Genomic DNA, 21,014 nt, shown 5'->3' on the forward strand with positions numbered 1-21,014 from the left:
TCGGCGGGGTTCCCAGTGGAAGAGCCGGGTGGCGAGGGTGGCGGCGATGGCGACCCAGGCCAGAGTCGTCCAAGGTGCCGGAGGCCGGCCTCCGGCGGGGCCGTGCCTGGAAGGTGAGGTCCTCGACGGCGTGGAAGTCGCCGTCGGTGAGGTTCAGCCGGTCGACGACGATGACAGGTGTTACTGACATACACCCATAACAGCGCGGGCGAGGCCGACCCGTCAGTGGCGCCATGTCACGACTGCGTGTGACGTGGTGTCACTGGTTGGCCCTCGGCTGCCGGGTACCCGACTTCGGCCCCGGCGAACGTGTGCTCTCGGCCTACCACCAGGGGGAAGCTCTCCCGTGAAGACGCGGTGCGGTATGGCCTGGGCGCGGTGCGCTCGCCCCGGTCCGTGCCGCGGCGGGAACAGAAGTAGCAGAAGGTCTTCTGTCAGGGTCGGCGGCTGAGCCGCTTTGGGTGATATTTCCGACGGGGAATGCGACGCGAGCCCTGGGAAGCGCGACGCAGTCGACAGGGGCGGGTGAAACCGGAGGTCAAGCCACCAGGGACAAGACCACAGGCCAAGGAGGGTGGTGGTCAACGTCGTCCACAAGACGACCGCGGTCGCCTGCCACAGCAGCAGCACCCAGGAGCGCGAGGTCCCCGAGGCGATGAGCATGGCCGCGGTGAACTGGGGCGGGACGGCCAGCAGTCCGAGCAGGCTCGCTCCGGGCATGCCGAAGCGCATGAGGTAACGGCGGAGACGCCGGCACCCGTTGGCCTCGGGGTGCTCCTCGCGGCCGCTCGGTCGGCGTCCGTGATCGACCGCAGCGGCGCGGGCCCGCGAGCTGACCAGGACGACGACGAGCAGGCAGAGGAAGTTGCCCGCAGCCGGCCCCGGCTCCGTCGTCAGCACCGCCTCGGTGAGCCCGTCGGTGCACAGCGCCATCCCGGTCACCGCCGAGTCCGCGACCAGCCCCTGCCGCCACGGCGCCGTCCCGTCCCGGGCTGGTCAGGAAGACTGTCGCCACGGCATCGGCGTCCGGATCGGGCGGCAGCACGAGGTGCGCGCCCCGCCTGGTGCCGTTACTCTGAGTCGCTTGCCTATTCTTCGGATCGAGTCAACGGCGGGCGGCCCGGCTGGCGGCGAAGGCCAGCGCCACCCAAACGGCAAAGGACAGTGTCGTTCAGATCTACCTGCATACGTCCACCGTCGCCCGGCCCGCGACTACGAGACCTACCCCAGCACGTGAGAGGCCGTAATTCCGATGGGCTGCGCTCGGCGGCATGCTTCGCCCTCACCCAAAGCAAACCGCGACCCGCCAAAAACGCCGCGCTTTCAGCAGGCCCGAGTGACACAAAATGCGAAACCCGCTCTCAGTGTGTGGATGGTGCTCACGGTGCCTTGCGTACGTCGGACAACTCCCGCCTGAACGTATGGACTTGGCACCTCGAAAGGCCGAGACTGCAAATAGGCACCCGCCCTCCTCGGTCGGCCGTATAGTTACCGAGAGACTGCCGTCGGGACATCTTCCATGCTGAAGGGGAGTCGGTCGCGATGCGAGAAACTAGCGACGAGTTTTTTTTGGCAATGGCAGAAGTTTCTGCTGCTCTTGTCGGCACACTTCTCATCGGAGTCTTTTTCTACCTCGACTCCGACCTGCACAAGACCCGCCAGGGCGCAGCTGCGGCCGACCGCTACATGCGCTCGGGAGTGCGGTGGATCTTCTTGGTATCGGCCGTGCCGCTCATCGTGTCCCTCACGCTCGCCGGCCTGGAGCCGTTCTGGGGTGCTCTCACCTTCATCGCGCTCTCGGTCGTACTGGTTGCGTTAACTGCCAACACGACCTACCGCACAGTCGCTCGCGGCGCCTCGGCTATATCGAGCGCCTTCGTTATAAACGAAATCGCCACCACGGCCGCAGTCGTCGTCCTTGTCACGCTGCCCTGGGTGCTTGGTGGCTGGGTGCCACCGCCACCCGCCTTCGTGCCCTCGCTTCTGCTGGCCTTGGGATCTGGCTTCTTCAGCATTGTGGCGCTCGTGATGACTCTCTTTGGGCCGGCCCGGCAGGACGACACCCCTCCGTAGCACCCAGCGTGCGTTCAGGAGGCTCCGCCCTGCTTGAAGCTGCCGGTCCGCTTGGAAAGTGCCCGGGCCACCGGCCGTCGATGGGCAGAGCGGGCACGGTGACCCCGTTCAGCGGCCGACGGCTGGACTGTGTGGTAACCACCGTCTTCCCTTGGCTGGACGCTGACCTTGCCGTTGCGTGACGCATGAGAACCACCATGAGGAGAACCCGTATGACTGATTCGATGAAGGCTGTTGTGCTCGCCCGTTTCGGAGGGGCCGATGCTTTCGAGTTGCGCGATGTTTCCGTGCCGCAAGTCGAACCCCGCCAGGTGCGGGTGCGTGTCCATGCGACCGCCGTCAACCCGCTCGATTTTCAGATTCGGCGCGGAGACTACGTGGATCATGTGCCGCTTCCGGCGATCATCGGGCACGACATCTCCGGGGTGATCGAGGAGGCCGGTTCTCACGTGACTGAGTTCCGTGTCGGCGATGCGGTGTATTACACGCCGCGGATCTTCGGCGGTCCTGGCTCCTACGCCGAGCAGCATGTCGCCGATGTCGACCTTGTCGGCCGTAAGCCGGAGAACGTCAGTCATCTGGAGGCGGCGAGCCTGACTCTGGTCGGCGGTACGGTCTGGGAGGCGCTGGTGACGCGAGCTCAGCTCACTGTGGGAGAGACGATCCTCATTCACGGGGGTACCGGTGGTGTCGGCACGATTGCGATTCAGGTCGCGAACGCGATCGGCGCGCGCGTGATCACCACTGCGAGGGCCGGCAACCACGAGTTCGTGCGCTCCCTGGGAGCGGATGCGGCGATCGACTCTGCTACGACCGACTACGTCGATGCTGTGGCCGAGCTGACGGGCGGCAAGGGGGTTAATGCCGTCTTCGACACAATCGGTGGCGACACGCTCACCCGAAGCCCGCTGACGCTCGCCGACGCCGGACGCGTCGTCAGCATCGTCGACATCACGCAGCCGCAGAACCTCATCGAGGCGTGGGGTAGGAACGCCGCCTATCACTTCGTCTTCACCCGGCAGAACCGAGGAAAGCTGGACGCGCTCACCACGCTGGTTGAGCGCGGTCTCGTGAAGGCGGTCATCGGCGCGACACTTCCGCTGGCTCGAGTGGGCGAGGCTCATGAGCTCCTGGAGGACCGGGCGTCGTATGCACTGCGCGGCAAGGTCGCGATCGATGTGGCGGGGGAAACTGTTGAGCTTCCCCCTCGGATCTCGTAGCGGAACGCTCCAGGCTCTCGGGCACGGCCAGTTGTGCGGCGCGGCTCGGGCAGCCCGTCGACCACCCGGACGTCACTCTCCCCCGGGTCACCGCCCTTCCGCCCGTCAGCGAGGGTGGACCAGGCCGTTGTCGTACGCGAAGATCACCGCCTGGATCCGGTCGCGGGCGCCGATCTTGAACAGGACCCGTCCGACGTGCTTCTTCACTGTCGACTCGGTCAGCGTGAAGCGTTCGGCGATCTCGGTGTTGGTGGCGCCCAGGCCGATCGCCTCGAGCACCTCGCGCTCCCGCTCGCTCAGCGTGCTCAGGCGGGGATCCTCGGATGTGGCCGGCGCCGGTTCCTGCAGGTAGGCGTCCATCAGCTTGCGGGCCAGGCTGAGGGCTACCACTGAGTCTCCGCTCGCGACGGCACGGCTACCGGCGATCAGTTCTTGTCCATTCGGCGGCGATGACGCCACCAGCGGTGATCTTCATCGGGAGGACTCGTATTCGACAGCGTTGCGGGTCAGGTCCATGAAGGCCTCTTCCAACGAGGCGTTCGGCGGGGTGAGTTCGAACAGCGGGATCCCGCGCCTGGCCGCGGCCAGGCCGATCTTGCGGGCGGAGGTGCCCTCTACCAGCAACTCTTCGGCGCCGGTCGAGGGGACCGTGATGCCCGGACCTGCGATCACGGTGCGCAGCGCATCCGGGTCTGCGGTGACGACCCGGACGCCTTCGGCGGTCACGAATCGGCCACGGTGGTGTCGGCCAGCAGCCTGCCCCGTCCGATGATGACCAGGTGGTCCGCGATCAGCGAGACCTCGCCCATCAGGTGCGAGGACAGCATCACGGTGCGGCCCTCGGCGGCCAGACCGGTGAGCAGGTTACGCACCCAGAGGACACCCTCGGGGTCGAGGCCGTTGACCGGCTCGTCGAGCATCACCACGGCCGGGTCACCGAGCAGCGCGGCGGCGATGCCGAGCCACTGGCCAATGCCGAGGGAGAACGCGCCGACCCGCTTGTGGGCGACGGCCGAGAGACCGACCAGTCCGAGCACCTCGTCCACGCGGGAGCCGCGGAATGCCGTTCGTGCGAGCCAATGCCAGCAGGTGGCTGACCGCTTTGCGCCCCGGATGCACGGCCTTGGCTTCGAGCAACACGCCGATCTCGCGCAATGGCGCTGTCGACGAGGCGTAGGGCTTGCCGTTCACAACCCCGAGGTCGGCGCGTCGAGACCGACGATCATCCGCATCGTCGTCGACTTGCCGGCACCGTTGGGGCCGAGGAAGCCGGTGACCTGCCCGGGCTTCGCGGTGAACGACAGGTGGTCGACGACCGTCTTCGCGCCGTACCGCTTGGTTACGTCGCGTACTTGAATCATGCTCAGCACGCTAGGTTCGGGCGCAGCCGCCACCGTGGTACCGGAGTCGACACTTCCGGCCCCGCCGTCGGTACCCAAGTTCTAATGGGCCATCGCCACCTAAGGGTGTTTTCGTCAACGCGAACGCCGTGCCGATGCGTGCCTGGCCGCGAGCGCCACGTCGCGCGCCGTCGCCGATCACCCCGCAGCCAGTTGATCCACCACCTGCGAGAAGATCCACCGAAAGCCTCTGACAACATCGAGGTGATCGGCCACCGCTCAGGCGACGAGTCGGCGGCGACCTGGTGGCGTGGCTGACGCAACGCTGGCCGCCGAGGTCGGAGATCAACTCGGACCGATCCGCCAGGGCCACTGTGCGGTCGACGGGGTGATGAGCTCATCGGCGACCCAACGCGCGACGCCAGCGGGGTAAGGCGCCGGCAGTATGAGCACGATGTGCCCGAAGCCGGCGCCGATCGCCCTGCCGATGGCGTCCCGGGTGAGCCTGGGCTGGTCGTAGGAGACGGGAAGGTTGATCGAGCGGGTGATCGACGCTGGGTCGCGGCCGATTTCGGCGCAGTAGCGTTCCAGCAGGGCGCTGCGGCTGACGGCGTCGTCGACGTCGCCGCTGGCGATGTTCCAGATGTCCGCGTGCTCGGCGACCACCCGCAATGTGGCGGCGGAGCGGCCACCGATCACGATCGGCGGGTGCGGGCGCTGCACCGGTTTGGGACTGGCGAACGCTCCCGTGAGGTCGACGTACGTGCCGTGGAAGTCGAACGGCTCGTTGCTGGTCCAGAGCCGCCGGATGACCGTGAGCGCCTCGGCGAGGCTGCCCACCGCGTCGGCCGTGTCGGCGAAGGGCAGGCCGTGCGCGGCATACTCCCGCCGCGCGAGGGGATGATCAGGCCGTGACCCGACGCCGATGCCGAAGTCGAGGCGCCCGCCGGAGACGATGTCGACGACCGTGGCGATCTTGGCGAGCATCGCGGGAGGCCGGAAGCGGTTGCTGGTCACCATCACGCCAAGGCGCAGCCGCTCGGTCTGCGCGGCGAGGGCGGAGAGCAAGGTCCAGCCTTCGTACGCCGGTCCGCCCGGATCTCCACCGATGGGCATGAGGTGGTCGAACAGCCACGCGTGCTCGATCTCGGCGATGCCATCCGCTTCCCGCCATACCCGCAGAATGTCGTGGTAATCGACCTGCATCGGCGCGGTCATGAGCCCGAAGCTGGGCGAGGGCTTGCTCGGCATAGGGTCTGGTTTTCCTTTCGGCGCGAGCCTGGAAGGTTTGGCTGTGTGGCGGGTCAGCGGCAGGCGGACGCGCAGGCGCGCGCCCGTCTGCCGCCGCCTGGTCGCTGACGTGCCGAGTGATCAGCGGCGGCGCAGCGCCGGCTCGAGCAGAGCGGGCGGGGTGTCGTTCTTCTCATGGGCGGCGAGGTCGACGCCGGGAGCCACGATCGCGTCGATCGCGTCCAGCACGTCGGCCGGGAGCACCGTGTCCGCGGCGGCGAGCTGCGAGCTGAGGTGGTCCATCGTGCGGGGGCCGATGATCGCGCTGGTCACGCCCGGGTGCGCGGTGACGAAGCCGAGCGCGAGCTGGATCATGCTGAGGCCAGCCTCGTCGGCGACTGTGGCGAGCTGCTCGACGGCGTCGAGCTTGGCGCGGTTGGCGGGGATGCTGACGTCGAAGCGATGCTGCATGAAGCCCGAGCGGTTCGTGCTGATTTCCTGGTCGGCGCGGATCGCCCCGGACAGCCAGCCCGATGCCAGCGGGCTCCAGGCCAGCACGCCCATGCCGTACTCCTGGGTCGTGGGCAGCACATGGGTTTCGATGCCGCGCTGCAGGATCGAGTAGTTCGGCTGCTCGGTGACGTACCGGCTCAGACGTCCCTCGCGGGCGGCCCACTGCGCCTGCACGATGCGGTAGGCCGGAAAGGTCGAGGAGCCGAAGTAGCGGATCTTGCCCGCGCGCTGCAGGTCCGTCAGCGCCGACAGCGTCTCGTCGTCGCTGGTCGTCGGATCCCACCGGTGCATCTGGTAGAGGTCGACGTGGTCGACGCCGAGGCGGCGCAGGCTGTTCTCCAGCGCGGTGACCAGCCAGCGGCGCGAGCCGCCCCGCTGGTTGCGCTCGTCGCCCATCGGCAGCGCCGCCTTGGTAGCCAGGACGACGTCGTCGCGGCGGCCGGCGATGGCCTTACCGACCATCTCCTCGGACTGGCCGCCGCTGTAGGCGTCGGCGGTGTCGATGAGGTTGATCCCCGCATCGAGCGCTGCGTCGACGATGGCGGTGGCTTCCTCCTGGGTGGTGTTGCCGATCTTGCCGAAGTTCATTGCGCCGAGCACGAGGGTGCTGACCTGCACGCCAGTGCGACCCAAGGTGCGGTACTGCATGGCTGTTTCTCCTTCAGACGTCCGGCGGTCCACGGTTTGGTGGTAGCCCGCCCGGTCAGTATGGTGAGTAAGTGGAACGGTGTTCCGATAGCCAACATGCGGAACAGTGTTCCGGATAAGAAGTGGAGTGACGGAGGTAACGCGACGTGGCTGACATCGACAGCGGCGTGGAGCAACCGGTCCCGCGCAAGCGGGCCGACGCCCGGCGCAACGAGAGGGCCCTGCTCGACGCTGCCGCCGCGGCGTTCGTCACCTCCGGCGTCGACGTGCCCGTGCGCGACATCGCCGTACGGGCGGGCGTCGGCGTGGGCACGATCTATCGCCACTTCCCCAGCCGGGCCGACCTCATCGTCGCCGTCTACCGGCACCAGATCGAGGCCTGCGCCGACGCGGGACCGGCCCTACTGGCCGGCAGCGACACACCGCACGCCGCCCTGGCGCAGTGGATCGACCTGTTCGTCGACTTCCTGGCCACCAAGCACGGTCTCGCCGCAGCGCTACAGTCCGACGACGCCGCCTTCCAGAGCCTGCACGCCTACTTCCTCGACCGGCTCGTCCCGGTCTGCGACCAGCTCCTCGATGCCGCCGTCGCCGCCGACGAGATCCGCCCCGACATGGACGCCTACGGGCTGCTGCGCGGCGTCGGCAATCTCTGCATCGGCGCGGGCACCGATCCCCGTTACGACGAACGTCGCCTAGTCGGCCTCCTAATCGCCGGGCTTCGCGTCCGTTAGATCCACGAAATGTGGTAACCAAGATGATTCATGACGTGATGGTCGGATTCATGCACTGACCCGGAGGGGTCCACCAGCCACCAGGCGGCGGTACGCTTGTACGGTACTGTGGACCAATTGGTCAGTATTGGTGCTATTCATGGTGGGTGGTCCCGGTGGCTGAGGAAAGACGGACGCGGAACACTGAGCGCACGCGTCGGGCCGTGCTCGATGCGGCGACCCAGGTGATTCTGGCTAGAGGTGCCGCGGTCACCCTGGATCAGGTCGCCTCGGCCGCCGGTGTGTCGAAGAGCGGCTTGGTTCACCACTTCGGCAGTCGGGACCAGTTGGTGATCGCCGTCGTGCAAGACGTTCAGGAACGTTTCCGGGAGACGGTCCTCAGCTACCTCGACCTGTCGGAGAATTACCCCGGCAAGATGCTCCGTGCCTACGTTCGCGCACTGTGTGCGGGACGTTCGGACGCCGGAGCCGCGCACGACATCACGTCAGCGTCGATCTGGATTGGTCTGCACGCGATCCCCGCGGTTGCCGTGGTAGCGAAAGAGCACAGTGCGTGGTGGAGCGAGCAGTTCGCCGTCGATGGGTTGAGCAACGAGCGCATCCAGATCGTGCGCCGAGCCGCCGAGGGCGTCGTCGTCGCCACCATGCACGGGGAAGAGGACGAAGCGAGCATCGCGAACGCGCGTCGCCTGCTGCTTCAGTTCGCCACTGACGGAACCTTTCCCGCGCCCATCTGACCCGCTGCCCTCACCCCGGCCCGTCGCCTCTTTGACTACGGCCCCGTACAGCTGCGAGGTTCCGGGTTGCCGGCCGCGCCAGGCAGTCAGGATGAGTATGGCGTCGGGCAGCGGCGGGCCGTCGTCGCCTGCGTGATTGCCTGCTCCTCCGCAGCCAACTCGGTGGCGCAGGCCGTTTCGACGAGCCCTGCGCGCCGGCCCAGGAGGTCGGTCAGTTTCGCGCCCACCCGATGCTGGGCTGAGGTTCGACAGGGGCTCGCTCGCGACGCGACACGCAGGGGTAAGAGCTAAGGGACTTGTACCGACGCGAAGGTGCCGCCAATGACGGGAGTCTTGTGCCGAGACGAAAGGATCCGCGATGCCCGTCAGCCCAGCCAGCGAAGTAACCCAACTGAGCGCTGCCTACGGTGAGTTCCACCTCGTCGAGGAACTCTCGTTCCAGGTCGCGCGCCGGGAGCCCTACGCACTCTGCGGCGCCCACGGAGCGGGCATAACCTCGACTCTCGATGTCATCGAGGATCGGCGGACGGCGTCGGTGGGCACGGTGCGCGTTCTCGGCGATATTTCCGCGGACCGGCGCGCGGTGCGTTTTAGGACGGGGATCAGGCTGCAGGAGAGCGGATTCGCAGCCGACCTCACCGTCGCGGGAGCGTCAGGAAACGACCGTCAGCAGTCGAGGGCGAGGGTATGAAGTTGCGTCGAAGCGTGGCGGTCACCGTCGTCACCGGGATCGCCACGTCCCTGGCGGCGACACCGGTGCAGGCCCATGGTCCGGCGACGCGGGTGGAGTGGGGCGTGTGCTCCGAGGAAGTCGCGGTTGTCTCGCCGACGTTGCAGTGTGCGTCGGTGTCGGTGCCGCTGGACTACCGCGATCCCGACGGTGTCACGATCGACCTTGCGGTGTCGCGGATCGCAAGTGCGAAGCAAGCCGAGCGCCGCGGCATTCTCCTGCTCAATCCGGGAGGCCCGGGCGCCTCGGGACTGACGATGCCGGCTGACCTGGTCGGGTTGGGTCTGCCGAGCAGCGTGTCGGAGCGCTACGACCTGATCGGCATGGATCCTCGCGGGGTTGGGCTTTCGGCCCCGGTGAGCTGCGGCTTCACCGGCGAGCTGGACTATTTCAGCAATGTCCCGCCGTACGCGGTCGACGACGCGGCGGTCATCGAGCGGGCAAGGACCGCGAAGGCGGCCGCCGAATGGTGTGCGGCCAACGACACCGAGGGTCGGCTGCGGCATATCACGACCGCGAACACCGCCCGTGACCTGGACGCGATCCGTGCCGCGCTCGGCGAAAAGAAGGCAAGCTTCTTCGGTGCGTCGTACGGGTCGGCCCTGGGTGCCGCGTACGCGTCGATGTTTGCGGATACCACCGACCGTGTCGTGATCGACAGCAACCTCGGCGACACTCACCTCGACTATGCCGCGCAGCGCCGCTTCGGCCTGGGTGTGGAGCAGACGTTTCCGGAGTTCGCCGCGTGGGCGGCGGCCCGGCATGGGGCCTACGGCCTGGGCCGTACCCCGGCGCAGGTACGCAAGACCTACTTCCGGCTCGCTGAACGGTTGGACGAGACTCCGGTGGGCTACGTCAACGGGGCGGCCTTCCGGTTCACCACCTTCGCGGCGCTCTACGGGAAGGTCAACTATCCGGCACTGGCGCAGGACTGGCAGTCGCTGCTCCGCGGCGACGACGCGGCAATAACCGGGTCGGGCGACGCGACCCCGCCGGAAGTGTTGCCCTGGGACAACTTCTTGTCGGCGTACCTCGCCGTGACCTGCAACGACGTCAACTGGCCCGAGGACGTCAGCACCTACCGGCACGCGGTCGCCAAGGACCGCAAGAGATACCCGATGTACGGCGCGGCCAGCGCCAACATCACCCCCTGCGCGTACTGGGCGCACGAGCCGTCCGAGCCGCCGGTGCAGATCAACGACAAGGGGCCACGCAACGTACTGATCGTGCAGAACCTTCGCGACCCGGGCACGCCGCACCGAGGTGGTGAGCTGATCCGGGAGAAGTTCGCCGAGCGCTCCCGGCTGGTCAGCGTCGACGGCAGCGGGCACGGCGTCTACGTGTACGGCGACAACGCGTGCGCGCTGAACGTGACCACGGCGTACCTGGTAGACGGCACGATGCCGAGGGACACCTTCTGCGGGCCCGCCGCCCGCCTGGAGCCCGGGGCTGCTGCATTCGGAGCGAATGTCGAGGCCTCCGAGTTGCGAACCCGCACCGCAGCCGGCCGGACTGCTGGTGCGCGAGGCCCCGCGGACAGCCTCCTAGAGAACATGAGGAGGGTCGATGCGGTCAGTTGTTCCCGACTATCTGCTTGAGGTGCTCGGGGATGTCGAATCGGACACCTCCGGGGAGTTGGCGGGGTATATCCCCGAGCTTGCGACGGCTGATCCTGAGCGTCTCGCGGCGGTCTTCGCCACGGTCGACGGCACAATCTACGGTGCCGGTGACGTCGATGCCGAGTTCACGATCCAATCGATCTCGAAGCCGTTTGTGTACGCGATGGCGCTCTCCGATCGCGGCTTCGCTCGGGTGCTTGCCAGGGTCGGGGTCGAGCCGTCCGGGGAGGCATTCAACGAGATCTCCCTCGAAAGCGACACGGGGCGTCCCCGCAATCCGATGATCAACGCGGGCGCGATCACCACTCACTCACTCGCCGGTCCGGAGAACCTCACATCGGCCGAACGGGTCGACCGCGTCGTTCAGGGGCTTTCGGCGTTCGCGGGCCGTCAGCTGACGGTCGATGAAACGCTGTGCGCATCCGAGATGGAGAACGCGCACCGCAACTTCGCCATCGCGCACATGCTCCGCAGCCACGGCATCCTCACCGAGGACCCGAGGGCCGTCGTCGATGGCTACATCCGTCAGTGCTCGGTGCTGGTGACCGTACGGGATCTGGCGGTGATGGCGGCGACGTTGGCCAACCGCGGGGTGAATCCTCTCTCGGGCGTGCAGGTCGTGGACGGGGCAGTGGTGCGCCAGGTCCTGAGCGTGATGGCCACCTGTGGGATGTATGACGCCGCCGGCGACTGGGCCACGCAGGTCGGCATTCCGGCGAAGAGTGGGGTGGCGGGGGGACTGATCGGTGCACTCCCCGGTCAGCTGGGTATTGCCACTTTCTCGCCTCGGCTGGACCGGCACGGCAACAGTGTTCGCGGAGTGTCGCTGTTCGAGCGGTTCTCGGCCGACATGGGGTTGCACGTGATGGAGGTCCCGCCCGCGGCGCGCGCGGTCGTGCGTTCCAATCGAGTACGGGGTTCCGGAGCGGACGCGACCCGGGTTCTGCGGCTGCAGGGTGGAATCCATTTCGCGGGAGCCGAGCGGATCGTCCGCGAGCTGGTGGAGACCGCGCCTTCGGAGCCCCGAGTGGTTCTCGACGTCTCCCTGGTGCATTCCATCGACGATGTGGCCCGACGGATGCTCCTGGAGCTCGCGCGTCGGCTCACCCTGGACGGTCATCAGGTCTATCTCGTCGATCCGGAGATGATGATCCCGGACCCGGATCCCGGCGACGGTGGCCGACTCACGGTCATCGACGCAGTTGATCACGTGCGATCGTCGGCGATGTGAGTGCCGGCCGGCATCGGGCGCGCTACCCGGAGCACGACCGACTGATTGACCGGCCGCTCCGGCGCAGGCCGCAGCCTCCGCCACTCGTTACGTGGACCCACCCGACCGACAGGCCGACGGCACGACCGACTACGCCGACGGCAGGACCGACTACCAGGAAGGATCCCATGACCGCTACGGGGATCGAGAATCCCGACTTCATCGGGTTACGCGCGATGTACATCAACTGCACCCTCAACCGTTCTCCCGGGCGTAGCCACACCCAGGGGGTGGTCGATCGCAGTGTGGCGATCATGGAGGCGAACGGGGTCAGCGTGGACCAGATCCGTGCCGTCGATCATGACATCGCCACCGGTGTCCGACCCGATATGACCGAGTACGGGGCGGACAGCGACGAATGGCCCGCGCTGCTGACCCGGGTGCTGGAAGCTGACATCCTAATCATCGCCGGACCGATCTGGCTCGGCGACAACAGTTCGGTGACCCGTCGAGTGATCGAGCGGCTTTACGGCTACTCCGGTGTGCTCAACGAGCAGGGTCAATACGCCTACTACGGGCGGGTCGGTGGCTGTCTGCTCACCGGCAACGAGGACGGCCTGAAGCACTGCGCGATGAGCATTCTCTACAGCTTGCAGCACATCGGCTTCACTGTCCCGCCGCAGGCCGATGCAGGTTGGCTTGGTGAGGTCGGCCCCGGGCCCTCCTACCTCGACGAGGGTTCCGGCGGTCCGGAGAACGACTTCACCAACCGCAATACCGCGTTCATGACCTACAACCTGCTCCACCTCGCGTCGATGATCCGTCGTGCCGGCGGCTTCCCGGCCTACGGCAACCAGCGCACCGCCTGGGACGCCGGAGTTCATCCGGACGCCGCCAACCCCGAGTACCGCTGATCACACAGGACGGATGTAAGTGTTGATGACAAGCCCGGGAACGATGAGCTGGCCGAGCCTACGGGTCTCGGACTGGACCGCCACCCGCGAGACCCTGCACATGTGGACCCAGATCGTAGGCAAGATCCGCATGGCCCACGCTCCGTTTCTCAACCACTGGTGGCAGGTTCCCCTGTACGTGAGCCCGCGCGGGTTGACGACGTCCGCCATCCCGTACGGCACGGGGGCTTTCGAGATCGAGTTCGACTTCCTCCGTCATCGGCTCGACGTGCGCAGCAGCGACGGCGGCGCGCGGAGCCTCCCGCTGCGGCCGATGTCGGTCGCCGAGTTCTACTCGAGGGTCATGGCCATGCTCGACGAGCTCGGGATCGAGGCACCGATCCGGCCGCACCCCAACGAGGTCGACCCGGCGATCCCGTTCGCCGAGGACCACGACCACGCCTCCTACGACGGTGAGGCGGCGGCCCTGTTCTGGCGACAGCTGCTGCAGGCGAACCGGGTGATCGGCGAGTTCCGGTCGCACTTTGTGGGCAAGGTCAGCCCGGTGCACTTCTTCTGGGGCGGGATGGATCTCGCCTGTACCCGCTTTTCCGGCCGGTCGGCCCCGCCGCACCCCGGGGGTGTGCCCAACTGCGGGGACTGGGTCATGGTCGAGGGCTACTCCCGCGAGCTGTCCAGTTGCGGGTTCTGGCCCGGCGGCGGTGCGGAAGGCGCCTTCTACTCCTACGCCTACCCCGCTCCCGACGGGTTCGCCGAGCAGCCGGTCGGCCCCGAAGGCGCGTATTTCAGTACCAAGTTCCAACAGTTCCTGCTGCCCTACGAGGCCGTACGCGCCGCACCGGACCCCGACCGCGCGGTCGCGGAGTTCCTCCGCACAACCTACGAAGCCGCCGCGAACCTCGGGCACTGGGACCGCTCCGCGCTGGAGGACAACCCCTCTCGCTGGGAGCAGACCCCTGCTCGGTGAAGACCAACAATGTGATCGCGCGGTCGCGGCGTCACCGCCCGTCGGCCGGTGTCGGAAATGAGATCTGATGGAGGACAACGTGGTATTGAATGTGAAGGATGTTCCCGAGGTCAAGCGGTACGAGGCGCGGGTCGAGGGAGAGTCCGAGATCGCGGGTATCGCGCAGTACATCCGCACCCACGAACTCATCGCGTTCGTGCACACCGAGGTCTCGCCGGAGTACGAGGGCAGGGGAGTTGGGGCGGCCCTGGTCCGCGCCGGCCTCGACGAGGCCCGCGACGCGGGCTTGCTGGTCCTGCCCACCTGTCCGTTCTTCGCAGGGTGGATCGCCCGGCACCCTGAGTATCAGGACCTGGTTTACCAGTCCCACAGCAGGGCCAGCGACTGAACAGGGTGAGTCGATCACCGTGACCTTTGGGGCCGGGCGTTGCCTGCACGCCGCCGTCATGCCTCTGCCCGCGCGGCGAGGGCGTTATTCATTGCCGCGAAGCCTGACTCGGTCGAGCGCAACACGCCGGCCAGCACCATCACAAGCAGTCCGGAGAAGCGTTCTGACTGAGTGAACCGGGTCGACGCGGTGGTGAGCGGTTCGATGTCGAAGGAGTGCGCGCCGTCGAAGATGCCCGGGATGAGCAAACGGCCGAGCCACGCCAGCCGCCGCTCGGGCTCGACGGCGGAGACGGTGGGCGTGAAACGGCGCGGCTTGGCCCCGGGCAGAGCGATGGTCACCGCCAGCCGAGATCCACGGGTCAGGCTGCCCTCAAGGTTCGTGATGAATGGGTTCCATTCCGGGTATGCAGCGGCGTCGGTGAGGATCGCCCACACGCGATCCGCGGGCGCGGCGATGTCGATCGTGTGGCTGAGGGTAGGCATGATCATCCTTCCGTGGTCTGGCCTGCGAGCGACTCGGTGGCCAGATCGGTTGTGCGACACGGAGTCGCATAGTTTCAGGTTATTTCGGGATAAGGTCTTCCAGTCCGAATCGCCGTCGGTCATCGTCGGGTCACCAGGCTCGCACCCGCGGCGACAGCTCGCGTCAGTGGAAGCTACTGAGGTCCCGACCGGTCGCACCGTGCTGGCAAGTTGTGCGGTGGTTTTGCCGGCCGACGCCTCACCGGTCATGACCCGCGATCGCGAGTAATGAGGTCAAGGCTGCCGAACGCGGGCTGATAGGTCGAGCATCGCCGATCGGATGCTCGGCCTCCCCAGGGCTTCCGGCCGTGCGTGCAGGTCTGGTCAGGGAAGCGGCAGATCCTTGAGTTGCCGGCGCGAGGTGATGCCGAGTTTGCGGAAGATGCTGCGCAGGTGCGCTTCGATGGTGCGTGGGCTCAGGAACAGCTGTGCGGCGATCTCCCGGGAGGTCGCCCCGGTGGCGACCAACCGGGCGATGTGCAGCTCGTGGGTGGTGAGGGCGTGGGCCGGCTGGGTGCTGCGTTTGCGTGGGTGTTCTCCGGTGGCGCGCAGCTCGCGGGCGGCCCGCCCGGCGAAGGCATCTATGCCCATGTCCGACAGCAGTTGGTGGGCGGTGCGGAGTCTCTTGCGCGCGTCCTGCCGGCGGCCTTCGCGGCGCAGCCACTCGCCGTAGACGAGCTGAGCACGAGCCGCGTCGCTGGCCATCCGGGACTTCCCGAGCCGTTCGATCGCCTCGCGGTAGTGCTCCTCGGCATCGGGTCCCGTGCTGGTCAGCGCTCGTGAGCGCGCGGCCAGGCCGAGCGCCCATGAGGTGCCGCACGCATCTGCGAGTGAGGTGAACTGCTCCAGTGCGAGCGCCGCTCGTTCCGGCTCGCCGGCACGGACGGAAGCCTCGATGAGCTCGGGTAGGCCCGCGCTGCTGATCGACTGTTCGTCGGACCTGCACGCCCTCATCGCCGCTTCCTGCGCGACCGAGTAGTTGCCCGACCCGTTGTGGAGCACTGCCATCGCGTACTGAGCCAGGGCGACATCCGTACCCCCGGCGGGGTAGATGTCCTCTTGGTCAATGATGGCGTTGAGCGCGGTGGTCTCGGCCCGGTCACCACGCCAGGCGTAAAGAATCACGTGAGCATGGTGCAGCGGCACGCCCCCGGTCGCCTGTGTGATCACCGTGGCCTCGGTGGCCAGTTCGTCGGCGTAGACGAGGTCGCCCATCAGGACCGACGTGATGGACAGGAAGTTCAGTGCGGCGGGGAGCGTCGCCAGCGCGCCGGCCTCACGAGCGAGCTGGACGTTGCGGCTGGCCAGCGCATAGAGCAGCTCGTCGTCAAGGACCGCCACGGCGTTGCGGCTGGCCAGCCACAGCCACCGGTCGCTCTGGCTGGACCGCACAGGTTCCGCCTGCGAACCGACGCGGAACGCCTCCAGCGCGAGCCGTAGCCTCGGCGCTCCCGCCGCATAGCCCCTCGTCAAGGTCGTCGCGAGCCCGTCGAGGAGGAGGTCCACCGGTCGCGTGGGCGCTCCGGGTGCGGGTGCGGCCAGGGCCGCTTCGGCGATGGGCACCGCGTCGCCCGCTCCGTTGATGATCGCCGCGTCGAGCGCGTGGAGGTAGGTCTCGCGGGACAGCGCGGCGTCCAACGGGGCGAGTGCCTTGGCGGCATCCATCAGCATGCCCGGCACCTCGGTGCCGCGGGTCAGGTGGAAAGCGATCTGGGCTCGCAGCAGGTCGAGATGTGCGCGTTGCAGGGGATCCAGTGGCCCGAGCGGCGCCGCCGTGAGCAGCTCCAGCGCGCTTTCGGACGCGCCGGCCTCGTGCTTGGCGCGGGCGGCTTCAAGCATCCGCCGGGCACGGGTGGCGGGATCGGGGGTGAGGGTTGCCGCGCGCTGCAGGAACGCGGCCGCGGCGGCCAGCCCGCCACGGGCCCGTGCCCGGTCCGCCGAGCGTTCCAGCTCCGCGGCGGCTTCCTCGTCGGTGCCCAGGACCGCTTGTGCGCGGTGCCAGGCGCGCCGGTCCGGGTCGGTCTGCGGGTCGGTGGCGGCGGCCAGGGCGCCGTGGGCGCGGCGGTGGTCGGGTGGGGTGGCAGCCCGGTAGACCGCCGAACGCGCCAACGGATGACAGAACCGCACCCGGGTATCGATCGCCAGCAGACCGGCTGCCTCGGCTGCCTCGACCGCTTCGCGGGCGATGCCCAGCTGCGCGGTCGCGCGCCACAGCAGCGCCACGTCGCCGGTCGGCTCGGCGGCGGCGGCCAGCAGTAGCAGCCGGGTGTCGGGGGGCAGGCTGCCGGAACGGTGCCGGAATTCGTCCTCGACGCGGCTCGGAACGCTGAGGGTGTCGGGCAGCTCGAACCCGCCGGCCAGCTGGTTGGGCCGCGTACTGCGGGGGAGTTCCAGCAGCGCCAGCGGGTTGCCACGTGCCTCGGCGACGATCCGGTCACGGACCTCGTCATCCAGCGGGGTGCGGACCGCAGCCGCCAGCAGCGCTTCGGCATCGCTGTCGCCGAGTCCGTCCAGGCGCAGTTCTGGCAGTCCGGAGAGCGGGTGACCCTCGCTCGCGCTGGCGTCACGTAGCGCGAAGACCAGGGCGATCCGATCGGCTGCCACCCGGCGTGCCACGAACGCTAGGACCTGCATGGAGGCCTCGTCCAGCCACTGGGCGTCGTCGACGAGGCACAGCAGCGGCTGTTCCTCGGCGATCTCGGCGAGCAGGTTGAGGGTGGCCAGCCCGATCAGGAACCGTTCCGGTGCCGCCCCGGCGCGTAAGCCGAGCGCCACGCCGAGGGCGGCCTGCTGCGGTTCGGGTAGTGCGTCCGCGTGGTCAAGCAGTGGCGCGCACAGCTGGTGCAGACCGGCGAACGCGAACTGCGTCTCGGACTCCGCTCCGACCGATTGCTCGACCCGGAACCCCATGGGAGCCGCGGTGTCGCGGGCGTGCTCGAGGATCGCGGTCTTCCCGATGCCCGCTTCCCCGCGCACCACGAATGCCCCGCTGCGTCCGGCATGTGCCTGCGCGAGTAGGTGTTCGACGGCGACGCGCTCTGCACGTCGGCCCAGAAGGTTCGCCAGTTCGTTCTCACCTAAGCCCGCCGGGAGCGTACAAGGACCTTGGAACTTAGGTAATTATCACCGACGCGAAAGCGGCCACCAGGGCAGGGCCTCAACCGTGGTCGGGTGGCCGGCGCGCCCCACGGCGCCGTTGCTGGTCCTGGCAGGCCGCCTGCAGCGACCATCCGCCTCGCGCCACGGTGACGACCGGCGACGACATCAGGGGCTCTCACGGACGCGAAGGTGCCGCCACCGCTGGCAGCCTGACAAAGGCAAAACCGTACCAGTTAAGGAATTTCGGTGAGTACGAAACGGGTCATTCGCGGACAGTATGAGGTAGGTGGTGTCATTGGTTGGGGTGGTACGGCAAACGTCTACCTGGGTCGCGACATCCGATCAGGAAGCCCTGTCGCAATCAAGGTGCTCCGCAAAGACCTTGCACGGGATCCCCTTTTTCAATCCAAGTTTCGGCGCGAGGCGCAGTTGTTGGCCCGCCTCAACCATCCCGCAATTGTTGCGATTCATGACGCTGGACATGAAGAAGTCGAAGTAAGCTCGGCGGATACCGTACCCGTTCCCTTTATCGTCATGGAGTATGTCGCCGGCCGGTCCTTGCGGGACCTCCTCGATATTGGCCGGCTCGAACTCGAGGAATCGGTCCATTATCAGGCAGGGGTCCTCTCGGCGCTTGAGTTCAGTCACCGAGCAGGCATTGTCCATCGCGACATCAAACCAGCCAACGTGATGGTCACAACCGAAGGTGCTGTCAAAGTCGTCGACTTTGGGATCGCACGGGCCAGTGGCGATTTGGCCGCGACCCTGACCCTGGCCCACGAGGTACTTGGAACTCCGCAGTATCTCTCTCCCGAGCAGGTACGCGGGGAAACCGCGGACGCCCGGAGCGACCTGTACTCCGCAGGCTGCCTGCTCTACGAACTGCTGACCGGGCGGCCCCCCTTTGTCGGTGCCGATCCGATCTCCGTCGCCTACCAACACGTCTACGCGGAACCCGCGCGGGCCAGCACGCGCAGGCTGGGTCTCAGTCCCTGCTTTGATTCGGTGCTCAAGAAGGCTCTCGCCAAGGCTCGGAAGGATCGGTACCAGAACGCGCGAACGTTCAGAGAGGCGCTCCAATCCGCGGCGCAGGGCGTCGTCCGCGACGAGGACGGTTCTCAGGCGGGTGCGTTCGAGCAGAGGGTTCCTGCGGAGTCGCCTTGGGCAGCCGCGCCGGAAAGGCCACCGTTGACCGCTGACTGGCCAGCAGGTCGACGAGGACGGGGGTCAGGGCAGCAGCAGCTCTTTGAACTGCTGGTGGGAGGTGATGTCGAGTTGTGGAAGTAAGGCGCGGGCGCTCCGACGCGCCGGTGGCCGATCGCTGATCGGGCTTGTGTTGGACGGCAGGCCCAGCACGGACCCGCCGGCTACGTGATGCGGCACGTCGGGCAACCACCTTCAGCCAGCGAACGACCATGCTTCTTAACAGTGCGGCCGTGTTGTTGAACCGACCAACCGGACTGTAGGCTGTGGTGAGTGCACCCGACCTCTCTGATCAGGGACTTCCATGAATGACGCCGCCCCCAAGGCCACCGCCAGGAGCTGGATCGGTCTCGCCGTGCTGGTCCTGCCGTTGCTGCTGATCACTATCGATGGGACCGTCCTGATCCTGGGCCTGCCCGCGATCTCTGCTGAGTTGAGCCCCACAGGCGTCGAGCAGTTGTGGATGATCGACGTCTATTCACTCGTGCTCGCCGGTCTGCTCGTAGCCATGAGTACCGTGGGTGATCGCTTCGGGCGGCGACGCAACCTGCTCATCGGCGCGGTCGTCTTTGCGGCCGCATCCGCTACCGGCGCGCTGGCCACATCGCCGTGGATGCTGATCGGCGCCCGCGCTCTCCTGGGTGTGGGCGGGGCGATCATGATGCCCTCGACCCTGTCGCTGGTGCGCAACATGTTCCTCGACCGGCAGCAGCGCCGCTATGCGATGGCCGCGTGGGCCGCGATGGCTTCGGTCGGCGCGGCGGTCGGACCGATTGTCGGCGGCTGGGTCATTGAGACATTCAGTTGGCAGGCCGCGTTCTTGATGAACATCCCTGTCATGCTGCTTCTACTCATCCTTGGTGCGTTCCTGCTGCCGGAGAGCCGCAACCCCGAACTACACAAGATCGACATCTTCAGTGTCGTGCTCTCTTTCGTGGGCATGATCGGCGTGGTCTACGCCATCAAGACCCTCACCGGCGGCAAGGACATCGCTCTCGGGATCGCTGCTCTCGTCGTCGGCGTGACCGCAATCGCCCTGTTCGTACGCAGACAACTCACGCTCTCCACTCCGCTCCTGGATGTCAGGCTGTTCAAGGTGCGATACTTCCGCGGCGCCGTCATCGCGGATCTGCTGTCAATCTTCGCGATGGTCGGCGCGCTCGTAGCACTGATCCAGTACCTCCAGCTTGTGCTCAGCCTCAACCCGCTCCAGGCGTCCATCTGGCTCATACCGCAGGCGATCTTCGCCGCTGCCGCCGCATTCGTCGCGGCAGTGGTGGTCAAGCGTCTCCTCCCCGCCTACGTCATCACCGCCGGACTCCTGATCGCCGCCATCGGCTTCGGGTTGACCAACTTCCTGTCGCCAACATCGAGTCCCGCCCTGATCGCCGCATCTCTCGCGTTGGTCTCGCTGGGCGCGGGCATGGGACTTGCGCTGAGCAACGACATCATCATGAGTTCCGTCAAGCCCGAACGCGCAGGACAGGCCGCCGCGACCTCGGAGACCGCGTACGAGATCGGCACGACATTGGGAACAGCCGTGCTGGGCGGGATACTCGTCGCCTGGTACACCCGGGTGGTCACCGCCGGAACCGATGCGCTCGATCTGCCAGCGTCCGTTGCTGAACGGGCATCCTCGACGATGGCGGAGGCCCTGCTGGTAGCGGCTGAGGTTGGCGGCGATGACGGAGCGTCCATCCTCGAGATCGCCGAGTCCGCCTTCACCGACGCGATCGTCCTCACCGGCATCGCCGGCGCCGGGATCATGGTCCTCACGGCGATCTGGGCCCTTGTCACGCTCCGAGGTGCGGCGGCAAACAAGGATCTCGCCGCAGAACACGAGCATGAACTCGTACCTTGATCCG

At 67.3% G+C, this 21,014-nt stretch carries 21 protein-coding genes and 1 pseudogene; 13 read left to right on the forward strand and 9 right to left on the reverse strand.

What is annotated here, in order from left to right; translation table 11 throughout:
• A partial coding sequence (locus tag ACIBF8_RS31165; protein ID WP_396787492.1) for a hypothetical protein occupies positions 1–190 on the reverse strand: 190 nt, incomplete at its 3' end.
• A 387-nt stretch (positions 191–577) separates the two neighbouring features.
• On the opposite strand from ACIBF8_RS31165, the gene ACIBF8_RS31170 reads away from it, so the two are divergent.
• The 3 genes from ACIBF8_RS31170 (at position 578) to ACIBF8_RS31180 (ending at position 3,293) form a co-directional block, all read left to right on the forward strand.
• Positions 578–739, forward strand: coding sequence for a hypothetical protein (locus tag ACIBF8_RS31170; RefSeq protein ID WP_396787493.1), 162 nt, complete (start codon positions 578–580; stop codon positions 737–739).
• Positions 740–1,542: 803 nt separating this feature from the next.
• Positions 1,543–2,073 (forward strand): hypothetical protein, encoded by a 531-nt coding sequence (locus ACIBF8_RS31175; protein ID WP_396787494.1) that lies wholly within the window; start codon positions 1,543–1,545, stop codon positions 2,071–2,073.
• A gap of 212 nt (positions 2,074–2,285) precedes the next feature.
• The gene (locus ACIBF8_RS31180; RefSeq protein WP_396787495.1) at positions 2,286–3,293 is read left to right on the forward strand and encodes a zinc-dependent alcohol dehydrogenase family protein; all 1,008 of its coding nucleotides are present in this window, start codon (positions 2,286–2,288) and stop codon (positions 3,291–3,293) included.
• Positions 3,294–3,398: 105 nt separating this feature from the next.
• Here the strand turns inward: ACIBF8_RS31180 and ACIBF8_RS31185 are convergent, their stop codons facing one another.
• The 6 genes and pseudogenes from ACIBF8_RS31185 to ACIBF8_RS31210 all read right to left on the reverse strand — a co-directional run bounded on the left by ACIBF8_RS31185 (position 3,399) and on the right by ACIBF8_RS31210 (position 7,024).
• Positions 3,399–3,683, reverse strand: a complete 285-nt coding sequence (locus ACIBF8_RS31185) for a response regulator transcription factor (RefSeq protein ID WP_396787496.1) — start codon at positions 3,681–3,683, stop codon at positions 3,399–3,401.
• A gap of 81 nt (positions 3,684–3,764) precedes the next feature.
• Positions 3,765–4,019 (reverse strand): ABC transporter ATP-binding protein, encoded by a 255-nt coding sequence (locus ACIBF8_RS31190; protein ID WP_396787497.1) that lies wholly within the window; start codon positions 4,017–4,019, stop codon positions 3,765–3,767.
• Positions 4,016–4,219 (reverse strand): hypothetical protein, encoded by a 204-nt coding sequence (locus ACIBF8_RS31195; RefSeq protein WP_396787517.1) that lies wholly within the window; start codon positions 4,217–4,219, stop codon positions 4,016–4,018. Before ACIBF8_RS31195 ends, ACIBF8_RS31190 begins: the two co-directional genes overlap by 4 nt.
• A gap of 33 nt (positions 4,220–4,252) precedes the next feature.
• Positions 4,253–4,654: pseudogene (locus ACIBF8_RS31200) on the reverse strand (ATP-binding cassette domain-containing protein); the annotation flags it as partial.
• A 324-nt stretch (positions 4,655–4,978) separates the two neighbouring features.
• The gene (locus tag ACIBF8_RS31205) at positions 4,979–5,851 is read right to left on the reverse strand and encodes an LLM class flavin-dependent oxidoreductase (protein WP_396787498.1); all 873 of its coding nucleotides are present in this window, start codon (positions 5,849–5,851) and stop codon (positions 4,979–4,981) included.
• Positions 5,852–6,004: 153 nt separating this feature from the next.
• Positions 6,005–7,024: an aldo/keto reductase gene (locus tag ACIBF8_RS31210; RefSeq protein ID WP_396787518.1), complete on the reverse strand. Its 1,020-nt coding sequence runs from the start codon at positions 7,022–7,024 to the stop codon at positions 6,005–6,007.
• A 155-nt stretch (positions 7,025–7,179) separates the two neighbouring features.
• On the opposite strand from ACIBF8_RS31210, the gene ACIBF8_RS31215 reads away from it, so the two are divergent.
• From ACIBF8_RS31215 to ACIBF8_RS31250, 8 genes are all read left to right on the forward strand, one after another.
• A complete protein-coding gene (locus tag ACIBF8_RS31215) occupies positions 7,180–7,758 on the forward strand; it encodes a TetR/AcrR family transcriptional regulator (RefSeq protein WP_396787519.1) in 579 nt (192 codons plus the stop codon).
• A gap of 155 nt (positions 7,759–7,913) precedes the next feature.
• The gene (locus tag ACIBF8_RS31220) at positions 7,914–8,495 is read left to right on the forward strand and encodes a TetR/AcrR family transcriptional regulator (protein WP_396787499.1); all 582 of its coding nucleotides are present in this window, start codon (positions 7,914–7,916) and stop codon (positions 8,493–8,495) included.
• Between the two features lie 358 nt (positions 8,496–8,853).
• Positions 8,854–9,186, forward strand: coding sequence for a hypothetical protein (locus ACIBF8_RS31225; protein ID WP_396787500.1), 333 nt, complete (start codon positions 8,854–8,856; stop codon positions 9,184–9,186).
• On the forward strand, positions 9,183–10,823 hold the full coding sequence (locus tag ACIBF8_RS31230) for an alpha/beta hydrolase (protein ID WP_396787501.1): 1,641 nt from the start codon (positions 9,183–9,185) through the stop codon (positions 10,821–10,823). The genes ACIBF8_RS31225 and ACIBF8_RS31230 overlap by 4 nt, the downstream gene beginning before the upstream one ends.
• Complete coding sequence (locus tag ACIBF8_RS31235; protein ID WP_396787502.1) at positions 10,792–12,075, forward strand: glutaminase; 1,284 nt, start codon at positions 10,792–10,794, stop codon at positions 12,073–12,075. The genes ACIBF8_RS31230 and ACIBF8_RS31235 overlap by 32 nt, the downstream gene beginning before the upstream one ends.
• A gap of 167 nt (positions 12,076–12,242) precedes the next feature.
• The gene (locus ACIBF8_RS31240; RefSeq protein WP_396787503.1) at positions 12,243–12,968 is read left to right on the forward strand and encodes a flavodoxin family protein; all 726 of its coding nucleotides are present in this window, start codon (positions 12,243–12,245) and stop codon (positions 12,966–12,968) included.
• Positions 12,969–13,011: 43 nt separating this feature from the next.
• Positions 13,012–13,935 carry a DUF5996 family protein gene (locus tag ACIBF8_RS31245; RefSeq protein ID WP_396787504.1) on the forward strand — a complete coding sequence of 308 codons (924 nt, stop codon included), beginning with the start codon at positions 13,012–13,014 and terminating at the stop codon, positions 13,933–13,935.
• Positions 13,936–14,002: 67 nt separating this feature from the next.
• The gene (locus ACIBF8_RS31250; protein ID WP_396787505.1) at positions 14,003–14,323 is read left to right on the forward strand and encodes a GNAT family N-acetyltransferase; all 321 of its coding nucleotides are present in this window, start codon (positions 14,003–14,005) and stop codon (positions 14,321–14,323) included.
• Positions 14,324–14,379: 56 nt separating this feature from the next.
• Here ACIBF8_RS31250 and ACIBF8_RS31255 read toward each other — a convergent pair whose 3' ends face one another.
• Positions 14,380–14,808 carry an SRPBCC family protein gene (locus ACIBF8_RS31255; RefSeq protein ID WP_396787506.1) on the reverse strand — a complete coding sequence of 143 codons (429 nt, stop codon included), beginning with the start codon at positions 14,806–14,808 and terminating at the stop codon, positions 14,380–14,382.
• Between the two features lie 363 nt (positions 14,809–15,171).
• Entirely contained in the window at positions 15,172–17,913 is a 2,742-nt protein-coding gene (locus ACIBF8_RS31260) for an ATP-binding protein (protein WP_396787520.1), read from the reverse strand.
• A 279-nt stretch (positions 17,914–18,192) separates the two neighbouring features.
• Between ACIBF8_RS31260 and ACIBF8_RS31265 the strand changes: the two genes are divergently transcribed.
• Together ACIBF8_RS31265 and ACIBF8_RS31270 are read left to right on the forward strand one after the other, a co-directional pair.
• Positions 18,193–19,233, forward strand: a complete 1,041-nt coding sequence (locus tag ACIBF8_RS31265) for a protein kinase (RefSeq protein ID WP_396787507.1) — start codon at positions 18,193–18,195, stop codon at positions 19,231–19,233.
• Positions 19,234–19,453: 220 nt separating this feature from the next.
• Positions 19,454–21,010, forward strand: coding sequence for an MFS transporter (locus tag ACIBF8_RS31270; RefSeq protein ID WP_396787508.1), 1,557 nt, complete (start codon positions 19,454–19,456; stop codon positions 21,008–21,010).
• The last annotated feature ends 4 nt before the right edge of the window (positions 21,011–21,014 follow it).

The organism is Micromonospora sp. NPDC050276 (assembly GCF_044459545.1).
Lineage (GTDB): Bacteria > Actinomycetota > Actinomycetes > Mycobacteriales > Micromonosporaceae > Micromonospora.

Bases quoted from the DNA above. Each gene is read 5' to 3' on its own strand.
- ACIBF8_RS31210 (WP_396787518.1), bottom strand. From the start codon at position 7,024: ATGCAGTACCGCACCTTGGGTCGCACTGGCGTGCAGGTCAGCACCCTC.
- ACIBF8_RS31250 (WP_396787505.1), top strand. From the start codon at position 14,003: ATGGAGGACAACGTGGTATTGAATGTGAAGGATGTTCCCGAGGTCAAG.
- ACIBF8_RS31245 (WP_396787504.1), top strand. From the start codon at position 13,012: ATGAGCTGGCCGAGCCTACGGGTCTCGGACTGGACCGCCACCCGCGAG.
- ACIBF8_RS31240 (WP_396787503.1), top strand. From the start codon at position 12,243: ATGACCGCTACGGGGATCGAGAATCCCGACTTCATCGGGTTACGCGCG.
- ACIBF8_RS31255 (WP_396787506.1), bottom strand. From the start codon at position 14,808: ATGCCTACCCTCAGCCACACGATCGACATCGCCGCGCCCGCGGATCGC.
- ACIBF8_RS31235 (WP_396787502.1), top strand. From the start codon at position 10,792: ATGCGGTCAGTTGTTCCCGACTATCTGCTTGAGGTGCTCGGGGATGTC.
- ACIBF8_RS31180 (WP_396787495.1), top strand. From the start codon at position 2,286: ATGACTGATTCGATGAAGGCTGTTGTGCTCGCCCGTTTCGGAGGGGCC.
- ACIBF8_RS31225 (WP_396787500.1), top strand. From the start codon at position 8,854: ATGCCCGTCAGCCCAGCCAGCGAAGTAACCCAACTGAGCGCTGCCTAC.
- ACIBF8_RS31270 (WP_396787508.1), top strand. From the start codon at position 19,454: ATGAATGACGCCGCCCCCAAGGCCACCGCCAGGAGCTGGATCGGTCTC.
- ACIBF8_RS31205 (WP_396787498.1), bottom strand. From the start codon at position 5,851: ATGACCGCGCCGATGCAGGTCGATTACCACGACATTCTGCGGGTATGG.
- ACIBF8_RS31230 (WP_396787501.1), top strand. From the start codon at position 9,183: ATGAAGTTGCGTCGAAGCGTGGCGGTCACCGTCGTCACCGGGATCGCC.
- ACIBF8_RS31175 (WP_396787494.1), top strand. From the start codon at position 1,543: ATGCGAGAAACTAGCGACGAGTTTTTTTTGGCAATGGCAGAAGTTTCT.